The organism is Selenomonas oralis, from assembly GCF_051603425.1.
GTDB lineage: Bacteria > Bacillota > Negativicutes > Selenomonadales > Selenomonadaceae > Selenomonas > Selenomonas sputigena_A.
Genome location: NZ_CP194411.1, coordinates 1,274,072 through 1,290,962 on the forward strand (window position 1 = coordinate 1,274,072; position 16,891 = coordinate 1,290,962).

Here is a 16,891-nt window from a genome sequence, read left to right on the forward strand (position 1 = left end):
GAGTATTATGGCGGCGTGCAGTCGGTGAAGGGAGAGCGGCATGAAGGCTTATCGGTTGGAGGTTATTTTGCGCGGCAGGGGCCCTGAGGTCCGCCGGAGGATTCTTGTGCCCTCGGAGCTGACGTTCAGCCAGCTCGCGCTTGTTCTCGATTTGTCCATAGGGTGGGGGACGGAGTGGTCGTCGATGTATTCCCTGCCGGACAGGGACCTGGTATTTGCCGAGACGGAGGGCGTGAAGCGAAGAGGGATGTATGACGCCGCTTACAGCTACATTGCCAACTATATAGAAGAAACAGAGGGGTTTGTCTACCTTTGCTTTACGGAAGCCGGGGAAAAGCACTACGCGGATGTGTTCCTGGAAAAGGCTGTCGAGCCTTGGAAAGGGCGCGCTCCCGAGGTGTTGGAATGGGACGGCTTATATCCGGCGCAGAAGAATAAGGGAGCGAAGGGGAAAAAAAGCCCTTGCAGCATGGCGCAGGCCAACGAATATTTGGCTTCGTGGTGCCGCATCGATCGGCGCAGATACGACTTCCGCACCAAGAAGGAGCTTCTCGAAGATGTGAAAGCGGGGAAGCTGGGCTTCTTCACGCGGCGGCGCACAGGAGAACGGGCGCATATGTCACCGGATTCGGTTGTGCTGGGCGCGGTCATGAAACAAGGCATCGCGGACGCGAGCGATGAGGAACGCATGCCGCCGACATTGGCGCTGATGCTGGAAGGCTTCCCGAAGGACGAGCTTTTGACGATGGCGGAAGGAAAAGGCCTGGCGGCGCGCCAGGGCACGCGCAAACAGGCGCTCATCGAGATGCTGGCGAACCACATGCTGCAGCCCGCCGTATTGGAAAATTACTTCGTCTGTCTCGGCGATGCGGAACTTCTGACCGTGCAGCGTTTTTTTGCCGACCCGGATCGTTTTGCGGACAAGGCAGGCGATTCCTTCGAAATCCTTTCCACCGCCGGCTACATCGCCGAGACGCTGGAGGGCGAGGCAGTCATGGCGCGCGAGACGGCGGAGGCGCTTCTGCCCCTCGTTGCCGGGACCAGCCCCGAACTGTACGAAAAGCGCCGCCGCCGCAGCTGGCTGCTCGACTGCGTCCTGGCCGCGAATGTGCTCTACGGCGTGACGCCGCTGGAAGTTTTGGTGCGCCTTTACGGACAGGGCAATGTCGGCAAGCTTTCGCCGGAGGAGCTTAGAAAAGAGCTGCAGGCAGTGCCGCCGGAGTTTCGGGCAGGCTCCCTGCGCCGAGGCAAGGCGTTTGTCGCGGCGGGCATTGATGAGGAGGAGATCGCCGTCATTCTCGATGAGCAGGGGGACGGAGATTTCTATATCCCGAGCACGCAGGAGATCCCAATTTTTGCCCGGGGCGACGGCCTTACCCAAGCGGAGGACAACGAGGCGCTGTATTCGTTTTTCGAGGAAGAACTCGGCTATGACGAGGAGGAGGCCGAGGACGTGATGCGCCGCATCCTCTGGAGCTTCCTCGCGGGCGCTCCCGTTTCCTTTGTGCGCGAGCTGCTCAAGGGAGACGGTTTCCTCGATGGGGTCAAGAAGGAGCAGGACGTCATGCTGCGCCGCCTCATGAACCGGATGCACGACAACACGCGCAGCGTTGCCAACCGGGGCTTCACAGTCAATGAGCTCAAGGAACGGCAGCGGGAGAAGCGGGAAAGAAAGGCGCAGCGGAAAAAAACTGCGCAGCAGAAAGTCGTTTTTTTGAAGGATAGGAATAAGGGGAAATCAGATTGAGCAATTTGGATGTAGGTATCGTGGGCTTGCCGAATGTCGGCAAGAGCACGCTTTTCAACGCGATCACGAAGGCGGGCGCCGAGGCTGCTAACTACCCTTTCTGCACGATAGAGCCGAATGTCGGCGTCGTGGACGTACCCGATGCACGTCTTCAGGCGCTGCATGAGATGTATCAGTCGAAGAAGACGACGCCGGCCTCCGTGCGCTTCGTCGATATCGCAGGGCTTGTCGCGGGCGCTTCGAAGGGCGAGGGGCTGGGTAACAAGTTCCTCGAGCACATCCGCCAAGTCGATGCGATCGCCCATGTCGTGCGCTGCTTCGAGGATACGAATATCACGCATGTCGCGGCGACGATCGATCCGGTGCGCGATATTGAGACGATTCTGACGGAGCTTTGCCTCGCGGATCTCGAGGTGCTGGAAAAGCGCATCATGAAGCTGGCCAAACTCGCCAAGAGCGGCAGCAAGGAGGCGAAGGCCGAGGACGAAATCCTGCGCCGCATCAAGGCGGTGCTCGAGGAGGGGAAATCGGCGCGGAGCCTGGAGCTTTCCGAGGACGAGAAGGAACTCATCAAGGAGATGAACTTCCTCACGCTGAAGCCGATGCTCTATGTCGCCAACGTCGCCGAAGAAGAGGCGGCGAAGGACGGCGAGGGCAACGCGCATGTCGCTGCCGTGCGCGAGTACGCGGCGCGGGAAGGCTCGGAGGTTGTCGTCGTTTCGGCGCGCGTGGAGTCGGAGATCGCCGAGCTGGACGGCGAGGATGCGAAGGCGTTCTTGGAGGAACTGGGGCTCAAGGAGAGCGGGCTTGACCGCTTGATCAAGGCGGCCTTCGAGCTGCTGGGGCTTTTGACGTTCCTGACGGCGGGGCCTGACGAGTGCCGTGCCTGGACGATCGTTGCGGGCACGACTGCACCGAAGGCGGCGGGAAAGATCCACTCGGATATCGAGCGAGGCTTCATCCGCGCCGAGATCGTGAACTACGACGACCTCATGGCTGCCGGCAGCACGGCAGCTGCGAGGGAGAAGGGGCAGGTTCGCCTCGAGGGCAAGGATTATGTGATGCAGGACGGCGATGTGACGTACTTCAGGTTCAACGTGTAGGCCTGCCCTTCCACGGCAGGGCGAAGAGGGAACGGGGGCGGCTCTATGACGGCGGAACGGCGGATTTTTTTGGCGGTGCTCATGACATCGTTCATGGGACCGTTTCTGGGAAGCTGCATCAACATCGCGATCCCGACGATCGCGGCGGAGTTTTCGCGTCCTGCGCCGGAGCTTTCGTGGCTTTCCACGGCATTCCTCCTGGGCGCGGTGTCCCTGCTTCTGCCCTTCGGCCGTCTGGCAGATGTCCTCGGGCGATGTCGCATCTACGGCGTCGGTACGGCAGCGATGGCGCTCATTTCGCTCGTCGCGGCCTTCTCGCCGTCGCTGCCGTTTCTCATCGCCATGCGCGCTTTGCAGGGACTGGCGCTTGGCATGGTGTTTTCGAGCGGCATGGCGCTCCTCGTGGTGTCGCATCCGCCGAAGGAGCGCGGCAGGGCCATCGGTTATTCGGCGGCAGCCACTTACATCGGCTTGTCGCTCGGCCCGGTGATCGGCGGGCTCGTCACGCAGTATATCAGCTGGCGGCTTCTTTTCATCCTCGCGGCGGCCGTGATCGCGGTGAGCAGCGTGCTCGTGCGCGGTGTCCGCGAGGATTGGTACGGGGAAAGAGAAGGCGGTTTTGACGTGCCTGGAGCCGTGCTGTACGCACTGGCGAGCACGCTGACGCTCTACGGTCTTTCCTCGCTTGCCGAGGCTCCGTGGATGCGCGTCCTGCTCGCCGTTGGGCTCGTATTCCTCGTGCTCTTTCTCTGGCGGGAGAAGAGGGCGCGTGCGCCGCTTCTGCAGCTCACCCTCTTCAAGAACACCGTCTTTGCCATGAGCAATCTCGCCTCGTTTTTGAACTACAGCGCGACGTATGCGATCAGCTTCCTGCTCTCGCTCTATCTGCAGCTCGTGCGCGGGCTCGACGCTTCGACAGCGGGGCTCATCATGCTGCTGCAGCCCTTGACGATGGCGATCTTGTCGCCCGTGGCGGGTGGGCTCTCCGACAAATATGAGCCGCGCCTCGTCGCGACTTTCGGCATGGCGCTGACGACACTGGGCATCGGCGGCTACTCCATGCTCGATGTGGATACGCCGTTTGCGCTTGTTGCAGCGAACTGCGTCCTCGTCGGCATCGGTTTCGGCTTCTTTTCGCCGGCGAACAACAACGCCATCATGGGCTCCGTTTCGAAGTATCTTTACGGTGTGGCCTCGTCCATGGTCTCTGTCATGCGCATGTCAGGGCAGGCGGTGAGCATGGCCGTGGTGACGGTTCTGCTGTCGAGTGCGGCGCTTCACGAGGCGGGCGACTGGACGGGCGGCCTTGCGGCGGCGATCCGCCTGATTTTTTCCTGTCTCACGGTATCGTGCGCCGCCGGCATCGTCGCTTCGCTGGCACGCGGCAAACGGGAGCGCCGGGAGGAATGAGTGCGGCTTAAGCAAAACGCATGGTTCATTCGATAGAGAAGGAAAGTGGGGTGCATTGGATGGAGATGCAGCGCTATGCGGTCGGCAATATCGTGCGCATGAAGAAGAAGCATCCGTGCGGCAGCGATCTTTGGCAGATCATGCGCACAGGCGTCGATTTCGGTCTCAAATGCCAAGGCTGCGGGCGCTTCGTGCAGATCGGGCGTGAGAAATTCCTGCGCCTCGTGCGCGGCGTCGTGGAAGAATGAGTTTGAACCGGGGGGGGATTGCAGTGGCAGGGGGAAAAAATGAAAACCGCACTTTTTCGCATGCACCACTGCCTGCCTCGTCCGGCACGGCGGAAAAGCAGCTGATCGCCATCGGCGCCTCGACGGGAGGGACGGAAGCCATAGCAGCGATTTTCAAGGATCTCGCGCCGCCTTTGCCGCCGATTGTCATCGTGCAGCACATCCCGCCGCTTTTCAGCAGCTATTTCTCGCGCCGCCTCGACGCGATTTCCCGGATCTCGGTCAAGGAAGCGGAAGACGGCGACGTGCTGCAGAGCTCTCACGCTTATGTGGCGCCGGGTGGACAGCACATGAAGGTCGTGCGCCAGGGAGGGCGTCTCGCTCTCGCCTGCGCGAAGGGCGATCCCGTGAACTGGGTCTGTCCTTCGGTGGATGTGCTTTTCTTTTCCGTCGCCGAGATCGTCGGCCCTGCGGCTGTCGGCGTCATCCTGACGGGCATGGGGGCGGACGGCGCGAAGGGGCTCTTTGCTATGCGCCGCAAGGGTGCGCTGACCTTCGGGCAGGACGCGGCGTCGAGCGTCGTCTACGGTATGCCGCGCGCGGCCTTTGAGCTCGGATCCGTCGAGCGGCAGATGCCGCTGGCAGCTATCGCCGGGGCGATTCGCGTGGCTGTGCGGGGGTAGGAGACGCATCTTCGTCTGCGTCTCCTTTACTTACGATGAAAGTCCCGCAGAAAGAAAAGAGGAGGAGGAACCTCCTCTTTTCTTGTGGGAAGGAAAATCTCCTTAATTTTACCAAAAAAATTTCCGATAGATACGATTAGGAAGGAAGCACGGATAAAATGAAGTCCGTCAGATTGGTGCTGATTTTTTGCCCTGTCAAGGAGAAAATCCTCTGCATAGTGGTGCTATGCGGAGGATTTGTCGACGCAGGGAGGGTGGAAGAGATGCGCTAAGATGGCGTGCTGAATTCATCGTGATTCCTTAAGTCTGTCCGGCTTTATGCCAAACAAGCGACGTTCTTTACCGTCCGCTGTCCGCGAAACCGAAGGATCGGGCAGGAAGCTCTCTGCCGAAGAGAAATGGGACTGCCTTGGTTTTTTCTTGTCCGGATTTTGCGATGGATTTTTATTTTTGGAGGAAATGGAAATGAAGCTAAAACCCAAAATGCTTTTAGGCATCGGTGTGCCGCTGCTCCTGGTTTTTATCATCATGGGAGCTATTATTTACATGCTGGCCAGCGCCGGTCTCAAGAACGCAGTGGAAGTCGCTATGGAGCAGCGCGCCGGCCGTTATGAGGCGAAGATCAACGGAAATATTCAAGAGAAGCGCGCCATCGTGGAGACGATCGCACAGAACTGGAGCGAAAACATGCCCCAAGGGCAGGCCCTGCAGGAGGCCGTTTCCGAGATCGGCTCCAGGGACGGCGTGTTCGATTTCTACGTTGGCTTCCCTGACGGCGTCTGCATAGCCAGGGAGCCGATTACGGAGGACTTCGATTCCCGTACGCGCCCTTGGTACAAGGTGGCGGCCGCTGCCAACGACGTCCAGCTTTCGGAGGTCTATCAGACGGATTCGGACAACTCGGAGGTCGTGACGCTCTGCAAGGCGATTCGTAAGAACGGGGAGCTCATCGCTGTCATCGGCATGGACGTTAAGCTTGATGTCCTGACAGGCGTCCTGAAGGATGTGAAGGTGGGCGAGCATGGCTCGATTTTCGTGCTCGGGCCGGACAGCGAGTTCATTTATCATAAAAAGTTCACCATCGCGGATCCCCCGCTGAGTGAGATGGACGGCGGTGTGCACAAGGCGCTCGCAGCACGCTTCACCGCGGACGAGCCGCAGGCCTTCGAGGCGGAGTTCGCCGGCGTGGACAAGTTCTATCGCTCCATGCCGATCGGCTCTACGGGGTGGCACATCGTCATCGAGGTGCCGCAGGATGAGGCGTTTGCGGCGGCAACGCACATCTCGTATGCGATTTTCTTCATCTGCCTTGTGGCGCTCGCGCTTCTGGGCGGAATCACCTATATCATTCTGACCTCGGCCGTCACGCCGCTGAAATTCCTCTCCGAGGCGGTCGGCTATATCGCCAACGGCGATCTCACGCACAAGCTGCCGGCGACGAACCGCGCCGATGAGATCGGCGATCTGCAGAACAGCTGCAGCAAGATGGCGGTGACGCTCCATGAGATGGTAGAGAACACATCGAAGGCGTCCGAGCAGGTATCGGCTTCGGCGCAGGAGCTGACGGCAAGTGCGAACCAGACGGCGCAGGCCTCGCAGTCGGCGGCGGAGTCCGTCGTCGCCATCGCCGAGCAGGCGGCGCACCAGAACGACATTGTGGAAATGGCCGCCGAGGTCGCGGAAAACATGGGCGAGCAGACGCGCCAGATCGCGAAAGTGGTCGACGCTTCGGCGAAAGTGGCGGACGAGACGGGCCGCGCCACGAAGGAAGGGCGCGAGGCGCTCGGCAACGCCGTCCAGGGCGTCGAGAATCTCGCCTCCGGGGCGATCAAGGTTGGAGCGGCGGTGCAGAGCCTCTACGACGGCTCGAAGAACATCTCGGAAATCAACGAGGTCATCACGAACATCTCGGGGCAGACGAAGCTCCTCGCCTTGAATGCCGCCATCGAGGCGGCGCGTGCAGGCGAGCAGGGCAAGGGCTTCGCCGTTGTGGCGGACGAAGTGCGGAAGCTTGCCGAGCAGAGCGAGCAGGCGGCGCAGGAGATCAGCACGGTCATTGGCAAGAACGCCGCACAGATCGAAAGCGCCTTCGAGCTGACCAAGAGCCAGGAAGCCGAAGTCAAGGAAAACGTCGGACAGGTACAGGCGGCGGACGAGAAGTTCGCGAGCATCGCCTCCTTCGTCGAGTCCCTGACAGGAGAAGTGGAGAAGCTCACGAAGATTACAAGCGTGATCGAGAAGGACTGCGCGAGCACCGTAAAAACCGTGCAGGAGGTCAGCGGCGTATCGCACAGCGTACAGCAGAGGGCGGCCGACGTCTCCGCCGTTTCTGAGGAGCAGGCGGCCTCGACGCAGGAAATCGCCGCCGCGAGCCACACGCTGGCCGACCTGGCACAGCAGCTGCAGGAGGGCGTGGCCAAGTTCCGGCTTTAAAAGACAAGAGAAGAGGCGTACCATGAACGAATGTATCGAGATTATAAAGAAGCGCCGCAGCACGCGCAGTTTCCAGGCTTCGATGCCGCCGGCGGCACTCGTGCGCGAGGTCGTCGAGGCCGGGCTTTATGCGCCGTGCAGTATGGACAGCGAATCGACGCGCATCATTGTCATCACGGACAAGGATCTCAGGCAGAAGCTCTCTGAGCTCAACTGCTCGCTGGGCTATTGGAAAAAGGGCTTTGATCCATTCTACGGAGCGCCTGTCATCATTCTCGTCGTCGCCGACAAGGACGATGTGAACCATGTTTACAACGGCAGCGTCCAGCTTATGACGATGATGCTGGCGGCGGAATCCCTGGGGCTTCAGACGTGCTGGGTGCATCGCGCCAAGGAGGAGATGGAAAAGCCGCTGGGACAGGAAATCCTCTCGCGGGCCGGAATCTTTTTCCGGCCGGGGCAGTTTGCCGGCATCGGCCATCTCGCGATCGGCTACGGGGCGGAGGAACCTGCACCGCCTGCGCCGCGCAAGGAAGGCCGCATCTCTTACATCAGCTAGGGAAGACGCTTTCTCGGCTGCAATAAAGAAGCCCGCCCCTTTCCCCGGCCGTTCCTGTGCGGAAGGCTGAAGAAAAGGGGCGGGCTTCTTGCTGCTTGCTGCAAACGCCTGCCGCATGGCGGGCAGGAAGAAAACGCCTGACGGCCGCCGCTTTTTGGAAAGGAGCTATCCCTTGAGCCCGGTTCCCGTCAAGGGAATGACGACGCGGTAGTTGTCCGGCTTGGCCGTGCCGAAAATCTGCATGGCGCCCGCAAGCGCTGCGGCGCTCGTCGTTTCCACATAGATGCCGCGGCGTCCGAGCAGAGCCTTGGAGCGCAGGATGTCCTCCTCCTCGACGATCAGCACGTCGCCGCCGCTGTTCGTGACAGCTGCAAGCATATCGTGCAGGCGTTTCGGCTCCTCGATGCGGATGGACTCGGCAATCGTTTCCTGCTTCTCGCTTGCGGGAAGATTGTTGAAGGCTTCGTAGAGAGGCGCACAGTTTTTGCTCTGCACGGGCACGAGGCGCGGCAGGCGGCCGATCTCGATAAATCCGTAGTAAAGGCCGAGGAGCATGGTACCGTTGCCGACAGGCATGAAGATGTATTCGGGGACGCTGCCGCCGAGCTGCTCGTAAATCTCATAGGCCATGGCCTTCATGCCCTCGAAGAAGAGCGGATTATAAACGTGCGAGGCATAATAAGCGTCCCCGAGGTTTTCTTTGACGGCTTGGCAGGCGCCCATGCGGCCGCCCTCCGTCTTGACGATTTTCGCGCCGTAGGTAGAAATCTGGCGCAGCTTGTCGGGCGAGGTTTCCTTGGGTACGTAGACGGTGCAGTCGATGTTGGCTGCAGCGGCATAGGCTGCGATGGAGGCGCCGGCGTTGCCGGCGGAATCGAGGGCGATCTTCTCGATTCCGACATGGTGGATTTCGTTGATCAGCGTATAAGCGCCGCGATCCTTGAAGGAGCCTGTCGGCAGCAAGTTTTCCGTCTTCAGGAGGAATTCGATGCCGTTGATGTTGATGCTCAGCAGATCCGTGTGCATGTGGCCGATCGAGATGTCATGCACGGTTTCCTCGGTTGGCGTCTTGTTCAGATGGAACATGCCGCCGCATTCGCAGCGGTAGTTCATGGAGCTGATCGGATATTTTTTCTTGCATTTCTCGCAGTAAAAATACATAGGACATCCCCGCTTTCTCATCCAATAGTCTCTTTTTTGTATTATTCGCTTTTTTCAGCGTATTTCCTTTCCATCATGGAGTTTTCACGGCTTTTTTTCCTTCCTATTCTGCCGGGAGTTTTGAAAAGCAGTTGTCAAATGAAAGAAAATAGTGTATCATAACGAATAGGCAGTTGCCGCAACTTTTTAAAGGAATCGAAACAGGAAGCGCGGAACGAGAGTGTTTGTGTTGCTCTCGTTTTTCTTGTTCCTGTTCTTCGAATAATGATACGGTTGTTATCTATCAATTTCTGGGAGAGGATTATGACAAACAAGATTTATGCCTTGGTCGGCCCGCATGCTTCCGGCAAGACAATGCTGATCGGGCAGCTCATGCAGATGGGCATACATTATATTCCGACGTATACGACCCGTGAGCCGGGGAAGATCGATTCCGATCCGCGCTTTTTCCGCTTCATCGGCAAGTCGGAATTCTTCAAGTCGGAGTTCATCGTGCATATTACCTATAAGGGCGACTATTACGGCGTTCTCAAGAAGGATGTCCTGAATGCCCTGCAGGAGCATAAGATCAGTCTCATGATGCTTGAGGCGAACGGAATCAAGCAGCTGTCGAAGCTTCTGCGGGATAATCTGGAGACGATTTTCCTTATGGTCGATTATGTGAAGCTTGTCGAGCGTATGCTTCGGCTGGGGCATAAGAACGACGCGATCAAGTATCACTTGGAATATGCGGAAAACAACAATGAGTTCGATAACTGGAAAAATACGACATACGTGGTGCGGAACACCCAGGATTCGGGTACGGCACTCAACCAGATTCTGGCGATTCTCGGCCTTACGCAGATCGTGCCGCCTGAGAAATTCAAGGAACTCATACAATGAAAATCCAGCCCGCAAGGGCTGGTTTTTTTATCGGACAGTGAGAAGCGGAACATGGGCATGCTCGGGAGAGATTGTTCGAGGAGGAAGATCTCTTGCCGGGGCGCTGCCGAGCTATAGCCTCCGTGCGCTGTCTTTGCCGGATCTTTCGCTGCGCTGGATGGGGGCGAGACGCGGAAGTCTGAAGAATTTGAAGATGGGGGTGGGAAGATGAGACGGCTCTTTTTGTTGTTTGTTTTGATGCTTTCGGCGCTTTTCTGCTTCTGCGCGCCATGGGACGCCGGCAGCTTCGGGGAAGTCGGCCATGCCGCAGGAAGCCCGGCAGAAGATGCGGCAGGCTATACGGCAGAGGGGCAGACGCCGGGAGAAGATGTGCCGGAAATCACGCTCATCGTAAACGGCAGCCATCTCGACACCGCCGGCCTGCCGCTGCCGGCGCAGGAGAAGAATGGTGTCTGGCTCGTGCCGCTTCGCCTCGTGGCGGAAGCGCTCGGTTATACCGTTGCATGGGATGGGCTTTTGGGCGACGCCGTGGTGGAAGGCCCCATACAAACGGCACGCTTCCATCCGGGCGAATATATCGCGCAGTTCACGGGCAGGCTGCACAATATCGGCCTCTCCGGTCCTGAGGAGATGGCGGCGGCTCCCTTCCTGCTGGACGGCAGCCTCTATGTACCGGTGACGGTCTTTGTCCGCTTTTTCAACGAAGTGGAATATGGCCCGGCAAGCATTGAGATCACAGAGCAGAAGGCGGAGCTGATGGAATAAGCCGTGCTGAGGATCTGGACGGCGGAGGCGAAAGCTGTGCGAACACAGCTGCGATGCGGTGTTTGCAGGTGCCGGGTCGGCCTCTTTGGCGACGGGCAGGAGAATGGAAAAAAATCTTGTGAGATTTTTCAAAATATTATTGACAAATCGGGAAGGCTGTTTTATAATGAACATGTCAAATGAAAGGAAACACTGACTGCGAGGATGCCTGCGGAACGAGGAGAATCTCTAGTAGGCAGGCTAGCAACAAAACAGTGAGAGAACCGATGGGGAAGCCGGAGGTTCCCACAGGAAGCACATCATCGTGGAGACGAGCGAAATGTTTCCATGGACGATGAACAGGTTTACGGTGAGAAACCAAAGAACGGCAAGCCGGAAGGCAAGGCGGCAGGGGCAACCGATGGCCAGGAAAAGTTGAAGGAGTGCCCGCGGAACTGATGTAAGGCAAGAAGCGGGTGAAGATCAACACAAAGTACTGAAAATCCCAGGAGTCCAATAGGCGGGGACGACGGGTCTAGCTACAGGCTGGACGTGCCGGTCCATCCGAGAACACGCAGGAGCGCGAAGGCGCAAGGGCACGAAGAAGTGCAGAGGCACGAGCTGCAAAGCGCTGAGGCGTAGGGCACGAAGCTGCAACGGCACAAGGGTGCAGAGATGTGAGGCGTGAAGTGGACGGACAGCCAAAAGGGATATGGCGGCATCGGCAAGGCCTGGATGTGAAGAGAGAAGTTGTCCAGACGAGTTCAGAGTTCAGGACAAGCTGTGCGCAAGGAGAAGAATGGCGCATGGAGAACCCCAATCGCTCATGCCGCAGGAAACAAGCAAGGTTTCCGACAAGCCAAAGGCAAAGGCTTCATGGCTCCGGAAAAACCAATACGGTCTCACGGGGGTTTCCTTTCGACGATAAGAGGCTTCGGGCAATATGCTCGAAGCCTCTTTCCATTTGTGGTGCTGAATCTAGTTTGTGCTTTCTCATTTGCGCTTGAACCTGCCGCCGACAATGTCGTGGACGGCATTGATGGTCACAAAGGCGCTTTCGTCGATGTCGAGGACGATCTTCTTGAGCTTGTCGACCTCGAGACGCGTGACGACGGAATAAAGCACCTTCTTCTCATCGCCCGTGTAGCCGCCCTTCCCATAGAGGAGGGTGACGCCGCGGTTCATATTCTCCATGAGCGCGGTGTTGATTTCCTCCGGCTCGTTTGTGACGATCATGACGGCATACGATTCGTCGAGCCCCTTGACGACGACGTCGATCATTTTGGCGATGACGAAGTAGGCGATGAGGGAATACATGGCCTTGTCCCAACCAAAGAGCAGGCCGGCGCTCGAAAGAATGAAGAGGTTGATGAACATGACGACCTCACCGACGGAGAAGACGGATTTCTTGTCGAGGATGATGGCGATGATCTCCGTGCCGTCGAGCGAACCGCCCGCGCGGATGATGAGGCCGACGCCGAGGCCGTCGATGATGCCGCCGAAGATGGCTGCAAGAAAGGGATCGTGGGTGACGGTCGGGAAGGGAGCGAAGTAGGCCGACCAGAAGGCGAGAAAGAGGATCGCGGCCAAGGTGGCGACGGTGAAAGACTTGCCGATCTGTTTGTAGCCGAGGTAGAGGAACGGCAGGTTGAGAACGACGAGGAAAATGCCGAGCGGCGCGTCCGTGATGGCCTGGGCCATGATGGAAAGACCGACGATGCCGCCGTCGATGATGTTGTTCGGGATGAGGAAAAGTTCAAGTCCTACGGCTGCAATGACAGCGCCGATAAAGATCATCAAATACTTTTGCAGTATGGCACGGAAACGCTTCCGGCGGCTCTTTTCCGGGCGCGGCTTGGGGCAGCAGGGAATTTTTCCGGCTGCGGCGTCGGCGGCGGCCTGTGCCGCTTTGGCAGCCTTTGCAGCTTCATTGGCCGCTTGTGCGGCATGAGCCGCTTCCGAGGCTGCAAAAGCAGCATGTTCCGCCCCGGAGGCATTTGCACTGGGAGCGTCCTTTGCATCCTGCTGCGGCTCAGGCGATATTTTCACGGCGGAGATTTCCGCATCTTGTGTCATTCGGTCGCTGCAGCTGTCTTTGACAGCCGTCCGTTCCCGATCATCCGGGCGTATTTCTCTGTCCTTTTCCATGCGGCACTTCCTCTCCTATGAATCCACTCCTTATGGAAAAAATCCTGTACCTGTCCCATTATACGAAAAGAATGCCTGCGTTGCAAACGCTTCTTGGCATTGTCAGCATACGCTATAGGGCAGGTCTCTTTCTGCTTTAGCCGCTATCGGGAAATGTTTTGTGCCAACGACGATGCGGCAGAGAAGATGGAGCGATCTGTGGGGTTGTGTGGCATCTTTGGTGAAAATGTTTTGCTGTATGTATAAAACGATACCAATGGCGGAATTGTGCGAGAGCAAAATAAAATACGGGTGCATGAAATCGCAGTCTTGCCTCATGAACCCGTATCTTCATGCGTTAGCGCGAGGGGCGCTTAAAGCAGGGAATGTTCCTTCGCTAAGGCTTTGATCTTGTCCTTTGACAGATTTGTGATGCGTGCGATCATTTCGATGGAGAGTTTTTCCTTGAGCATGGAAATAGCCGTTTCTTTGCGTGTTGTCTCCATGCCGCGTTCCACACCCTGTTCATAGATGCCCGTACTTAAATTGCACATGGTTCTCAACTCCTCTTCCATGTCGGTGGTCGTATCCATATCGAATTCGTCTTTCAGGACTTTCTTTTTCCTTGCCGGCGGCATGTTTGTGTCCTTGAACAAGAGCTTCAGGAAGCGGATGAGCCAATCTTCATTGGCTGTTTGGTCTTCCCCCAGGTAGATCGTGACGATGCTCATCAGGTCGTAGTCAGCGCGATTTTCTTTATGACCGTTCAGGATGTGATGCTCTTCTAAGTTATAACGGTTGATGGCGCTCGTGCCGTCCGGAGAGTCCATGCAGAGCCAGATGGTATAGACCTTTTTGATGTCGTCGTACGAGGAACCGGTGAATTCCGTTTCCTTCTGCGAGGAGATCAAGCGGCTCGCATAGTAGACTGCCCGGCGTAAGATTGCGTATCCCAGTTTCGATCTGCGCTGCGTCCGCTGCGCCTCGACGTTGATGATCAGAGTGATGAGCTCGCCTGATTTCGGGGCGCGTGCGTGGAAAAGGATGTCGAAGCGAATCCATCCTTCGGTGATGCCGACACTTTCGGTGGCACCTCCGAAGAACTCTTTCGGCGATGGAGCGTCCTTCTTTGCGGCATTCGTGCTGTCCCGGTCGACGCCAATCCCGCTGATCTGCGGCGTGCCCTCGATATACTTTTCGGCAATGTCCGCGAGGGAGGCTTCTGCAAATTCCGGCACAGTCCTCTTGAGGAGGCGCGCCATGATGGCTCTTTGTGCAAGCAGGCGCTTTGCATGCTGGTCGTAGATCGGGTTTTGGTAAAGCGTAGGGCTCTTGTCTGAGGAATTTTCATCTTGCTGCATGGGGTCACCTTCCTTGCTTTTATTATAGCATCGAATATACCTTCTAGCCAGTGAAACGATGTAAGGCGTGAGGACATGTACAGCAGGATGCTCTGATGATGCTTTTGCAGGAAGCGGGTGAAAAGCAAATCGGACGCATGGCGAAGCTATGCGTCCGATTTGTCGGCGAAGAGCGGAAAAAGATGTGCGGAAATGGCAGGGCGGAATGCATCGGTGCTTTTTCAAGCTGTCAGCGCAGGAAATTGCGCCAGAGGGTGAAGAGGACGAAGAGGACGAGCAGGAAGAAGACGAAGGCGCGCGGCGGCTCTTTTCCTTCGCCGCGAAGGATCCAATGGATATCGTCGCGCAACAGGAAGAAGAGGAGGAAGGGGCCGAGCAGGAAGATGGCCTCGTTGGCCCGAAACGCGGCGGAAAGATCGCCCGCGGCGAGAGCGAGCATAAGACGCGTGACGCCGCAGCCGGGGCAGTCGAGCCCTGTGACGAGGTGGAAAGGGCAGGGCAGGCTGAGCCCCGTCGCACGACAGAAGACGAGGTAGGCGAAGCCGAGGGCGAGAAGTGCCGCATAGCGGAGAAGGACGCGCCTCATGCGCGGCTGCCAGTCGGGCATCGGCGCAAGGTGTGAAACGAGGCCGGCGGCAGTGCCCTTCAGGTGAAACGCTATTTTTGACAAGCGAGAAAGACCCCATGGGACGAAACGTCTCATGGGGTCCGGAAAGCGATTCTTCAAGATCAATGAACGCGGGAAGAAGGATCTTCGGTCTCTTCTTCCGGGAAGACAACGCCCTGCACCTGCACATTCGTTTCAATGACCTTGAGCCCCGTCATGGACTCGATGGCGCGCCGCACGTTTTTCTGCACTTCGGTTACAACCTGGCGGATATCGACGCCGTAGGTCACGACGAGGGTGATGTCGACGGCGGTTTCTTTCTCGCCGACCTCGACCTTTACGCCTTTCGAGAAATTCTTGCGGCCGAGCATTTCGGCAATGCCGCCGATGAGCCCGCCACTCATGCCGGCAACGCCGTCCACGTCCATGGCCGCAAGGCCGGCGATGACGCTGACGACCTCATCGGCTATGCGAATGGAGCCAAGTCCCTTGTTGCTCGTTACGAGCGGAGCTGTATCTTCTGCCATGATGAAAACCTCCTTATAAGCTGTACGCGCGAATGTCTTAGGTGAAACCGTATCGCGGAAATGGGAACAAGCGGCAATGGCGCCGGACGTGTCAGAAGGCCTGCGGCATGTTGCCGCCTCCGTCATAGTCGATGATCTCGTTGAGCGAGTTTTGCATCAGGGCATAGCTGATGATACCGAAGCCGAAGAGGGCGAGGACGAGATAGATGATCGGGAGGTTGGTGTCCACGGTCATAGCACGGCGCTGCTTCGCCATGATGATGGTTTCGCCCATCTTGTAGAGCCAGTATAAGCTGTAGATGCCGCAGGTAACCAAGGTGAAGACGATGACCATGCCGCCGGAGGCCGTCGTGCGTTCGCCTGCAGCTGCATGGGCTTCCTCGGTGAGCTGGTAGAGCCAATAGATGCCGTAAATTCCAGCGGTGATAATAGTAAAGACAATGGCGAGGGGAATGCTTCTTTTTGTCATAGAAAAGCTCCTTTCACAGTTAGAAAAAATCAACGAAGAGGTTTTTGCAGGGAAACGGGACTTCCCGCTCCCGCAGGACTTGCAGCTATGGGCAGACGTTCATCCGTGCCGCCTCTTTGGCGCAGGAAGTCGTTGAGTGAAAGCTGCAAAAAGACCATCGTAAAGTTGTAGGTACGCAAAAATGCCAGCAAAAGATAAAGCAGCGTCGGATTCCGATCCTTGCGCTTGTAAACGACCCAGAGAATGATGCCGGAAAGAACGGATTGGAAGGCGGCGACGAAGATGAATACAATAATGAATAGGAACAGCATCGCGCCGAAGGCAACGAGGGTGTCTTCCGTGGTTTTTGTCAGCGGTGCGGCTTCGACGGTATCGGCTAAGATTTGCAGGACGTAGCTGATGGTTGTGAACACCACATAGATGACGGTCATGGCGATGGTGACGCGCAGATATGTCGTATTGCTGACGGAGTCGGGAGGAAGCCCGTTTTTCTCGCGCAGCTCGACGAGTTCGCTGCCAATTTTGTAGAGCCAGTAGTAAAAGTAAAACGTGCAGGTAAGGATCGTATAGAGGACGACTGTACCGCCGTCCGGCGTCTGTGGTTTTCTGGAAAGCGCGTGGATTTCTTCGGTCAGTTTGTACATCCAGTAGAGTCCGTATAATCCGCAGGTTATGAAGCTTAGGACAAGCGGCAGGATGATGTCGCGAGGTTTTATCTGCATGGAATCCTCCTTTCCGGGAAAGCAGCTTTGTCGGGATGAAATTTCATGCCGCTGCGGGCAAAGATGTACGCTTGCTGCAGATGGTTTGCGGCAAGAATAGTATAGCAGAAAATGAATCCCATAACAAAT

General features: G+C 57.4%; 16 protein-coding genes. 9 read left to right on the plus strand and 7 right to left on the minus strand.

What is annotated here, in order from left to right; all coding sequences use genetic code 11:
- Window positions 1-40: 40 nt before the first annotated feature.
- The 7 genes from ACRTGH_RS06115 to ACRTGH_RS06145 all read left to right on the plus strand — a co-directional run bounded on the left by ACRTGH_RS06115 (window position 41) and on the right by ACRTGH_RS06145 (window position 8,162).
- A complete protein-coding gene (locus ACRTGH_RS06115; RefSeq protein ID WP_368847658.1) occupies window positions 41-1,747 on the plus strand; it encodes a plasmid pRiA4b ORF-3 family protein in 1,707 nt (568 codons plus the stop codon).
- A complete protein-coding gene (gene ychF, locus ACRTGH_RS06120) occupies window positions 1,744-2,850 on the plus strand; it encodes a redox-regulated ATPase YchF (protein WP_368847659.1) in 1,107 nt (368 codons plus the stop codon). Before ACRTGH_RS06115 ends, ychF begins: the two co-directional genes overlap by 4 nt.
- A gap of 45 nt (window positions 2,851-2,895) precedes the next feature.
- Window positions 2,896-4,260 carry an MFS transporter gene (locus tag ACRTGH_RS06125; RefSeq protein WP_368847660.1) on the plus strand — a complete coding sequence of 455 codons (1,365 nt, stop codon included), beginning with the start codon at window positions 2,896-2,898 and terminating at the stop codon, window positions 4,258-4,260.
- Between the two features lie 65 nt (window positions 4,261-4,325).
- A complete protein-coding gene (locus ACRTGH_RS06130) occupies window positions 4,326-4,508 on the plus strand; it encodes a DUF951 domain-containing protein (protein ID WP_368847681.1) in 183 nt (60 codons plus the stop codon).
- Window positions 4,509-4,531: 23 nt separating this feature from the next.
- A complete protein-coding gene (locus ACRTGH_RS06135) occupies window positions 4,532-5,170 on the plus strand; it encodes a CheB methylesterase domain-containing protein (protein ID WP_368847661.1) in 639 nt (212 codons plus the stop codon).
- Between the two features lie 465 nt (window positions 5,171-5,635).
- The gene (locus tag ACRTGH_RS06140) at window positions 5,636-7,603 is read left to right on the plus strand and encodes a methyl-accepting chemotaxis protein (protein ID WP_368847662.1); all 1,968 of its coding nucleotides are present in this window, start codon (window positions 5,636-5,638) and stop codon (window positions 7,601-7,603) included.
- A gap of 22 nt (window positions 7,604-7,625) precedes the next feature.
- Window positions 7,626-8,162 (plus strand): nitroreductase family protein, encoded by a 537-nt coding sequence (locus ACRTGH_RS06145; protein ID WP_368847663.1) that lies wholly within the window; start codon window positions 7,626-7,628, stop codon window positions 8,160-8,162.
- 165 nt (window positions 8,163-8,327) lie between these two features.
- Here the strand turns inward: ACRTGH_RS06145 and ACRTGH_RS06150 are convergent, their stop codons facing one another.
- Window positions 8,328-9,323 (minus strand): pyridoxal-phosphate dependent enzyme, encoded by a 996-nt coding sequence (locus ACRTGH_RS06150; protein ID WP_368847664.1) that lies wholly within the window; start codon window positions 9,321-9,323, stop codon window positions 8,328-8,330.
- A gap of 303 nt (window positions 9,324-9,626) precedes the next feature.
- Between ACRTGH_RS06150 and ACRTGH_RS06155 the strand changes: the two genes are divergently transcribed.
- Window positions 9,627-10,205 (plus strand): guanylate kinase, encoded by a 579-nt coding sequence (locus ACRTGH_RS06155; RefSeq protein ID WP_368847665.1) that lies wholly within the window; start codon window positions 9,627-9,629, stop codon window positions 10,203-10,205.
- A gap of 207 nt (window positions 10,206-10,412) precedes the next feature.
- Window positions 10,413-10,970 carry a copper amine oxidase N-terminal domain-containing protein gene (locus ACRTGH_RS06160; RefSeq protein WP_368847666.1) on the plus strand — a complete coding sequence of 186 codons (558 nt, stop codon included), beginning with the start codon at window positions 10,413-10,415 and terminating at the stop codon, window positions 10,968-10,970.
- Between the two features lie 972 nt (window positions 10,971-11,942).
- Here the strand turns inward: ACRTGH_RS06160 and ACRTGH_RS06165 are convergent.
- The 6 genes from ACRTGH_RS06165 to ACRTGH_RS06190 form a co-directional block, all read right to left on the minus strand.
- Window positions 11,943-12,746 (minus strand): YitT family protein, encoded by an 804-nt coding sequence (locus tag ACRTGH_RS06165; RefSeq protein WP_368847682.1) that lies wholly within the window; start codon window positions 12,744-12,746, stop codon window positions 11,943-11,945.
- A 704-nt stretch (window positions 12,747-13,450) separates the two neighbouring features.
- A complete protein-coding gene (locus ACRTGH_RS06170; RefSeq protein ID WP_368847667.1) occupies window positions 13,451-14,437 on the minus strand; it encodes a PD-(D/E)XK nuclease family transposase in 987 nt (328 codons plus the stop codon).
- A 229-nt stretch (window positions 14,438-14,666) separates the two neighbouring features.
- Window positions 14,667-15,107 (minus strand): DUF2752 domain-containing protein, encoded by a 441-nt coding sequence (locus ACRTGH_RS06175; RefSeq protein WP_368847668.1) that lies wholly within the window; start codon window positions 15,105-15,107, stop codon window positions 14,667-14,669.
- Between the two features lie 59 nt (window positions 15,108-15,166).
- Window positions 15,167-15,571, minus strand: a complete 405-nt coding sequence (locus ACRTGH_RS06180) for an Asp23/Gls24 family envelope stress response protein (protein WP_368847669.1) — start codon at window positions 15,569-15,571, stop codon at window positions 15,167-15,169.
- A gap of 91 nt (window positions 15,572-15,662) precedes the next feature.
- Window positions 15,663-16,040, minus strand: coding sequence for a DUF4234 domain-containing protein (locus tag ACRTGH_RS06185; protein ID WP_368847670.1), 378 nt, complete (start codon window positions 16,038-16,040; stop codon window positions 15,663-15,665).
- A gap of 29 nt (window positions 16,041-16,069) precedes the next feature.
- Entirely contained in the window at window positions 16,070-16,762 is a 693-nt protein-coding gene (locus ACRTGH_RS06190; protein ID WP_368847671.1) for a DUF4234 domain-containing protein, read from the minus strand.
- Between the last annotated feature and the right edge of the window lie 129 nt (window positions 16,763-16,891).

Coding starts and splice junctions, on each gene's coding strand:
- ACRTGH_RS06180 (WP_368847669.1), bottom strand. CDS start 15,571: ATGGCAGAAGATACAGCTCCGCTCGTAACGAGCAACAAGGGACTTGGC.
- ACRTGH_RS06130 (WP_368847681.1), top strand. CDS start 4,326: ATGCAGCGCTATGCGGTCGGCAATATCGTGCGCATGAAGAAGAAGCAT.
- ACRTGH_RS06140 (WP_368847662.1), top strand. CDS start 5,636: ATGAAGCTAAAACCCAAAATGCTTTTAGGCATCGGTGTGCCGCTGCTC.
- ACRTGH_RS06185 (WP_368847670.1), bottom strand. CDS start 16,040: ATGACAAAAAGAAGCATTCCCCTCGCCATTGTCTTTACTATTATCACC.
- ACRTGH_RS06170 (WP_368847667.1), bottom strand. CDS start 14,437: ATGCAGCAAGATGAAAATTCCTCAGACAAGAGCCCTACGCTTTACCAA.
- ACRTGH_RS06150 (WP_368847664.1), bottom strand. CDS start 9,323: ATGTATTTTTACTGCGAGAAATGCAAGAAAAAATATCCGATCAGCTCC.
- ACRTGH_RS06165 (WP_368847682.1), bottom strand. CDS start 12,746: ATGATCTTTATCGGCGCTGTCATTGCAGCCGTAGGACTTGAACTTTTC.
- ACRTGH_RS06145 (WP_368847663.1), top strand. CDS start 7,626: ATGAACGAATGTATCGAGATTATAAAGAAGCGCCGCAGCACGCGCAGT.
- ACRTGH_RS06190 (WP_368847671.1), bottom strand. CDS start 16,762: ATGCAGATAAAACCTCGCGACATCATCCTGCCGCTTGTCCTAAGCTTC.
- ACRTGH_RS06155 (WP_368847665.1), top strand. CDS start 9,627: ATGACAAACAAGATTTATGCCTTGGTCGGCCCGCATGCTTCCGGCAAG.
- ACRTGH_RS06125 (WP_368847660.1), top strand. CDS start 2,896: ATGACGGCGGAACGGCGGATTTTTTTGGCGGTGCTCATGACATCGTTC.
- ACRTGH_RS06160 (WP_368847666.1), top strand. CDS start 10,413: ATGAGACGGCTCTTTTTGTTGTTTGTTTTGATGCTTTCGGCGCTTTTC.
- ACRTGH_RS06115 (WP_368847658.1), top strand. CDS start 41: ATGAAGGCTTATCGGTTGGAGGTTATTTTGCGCGGCAGGGGCCCTGAG.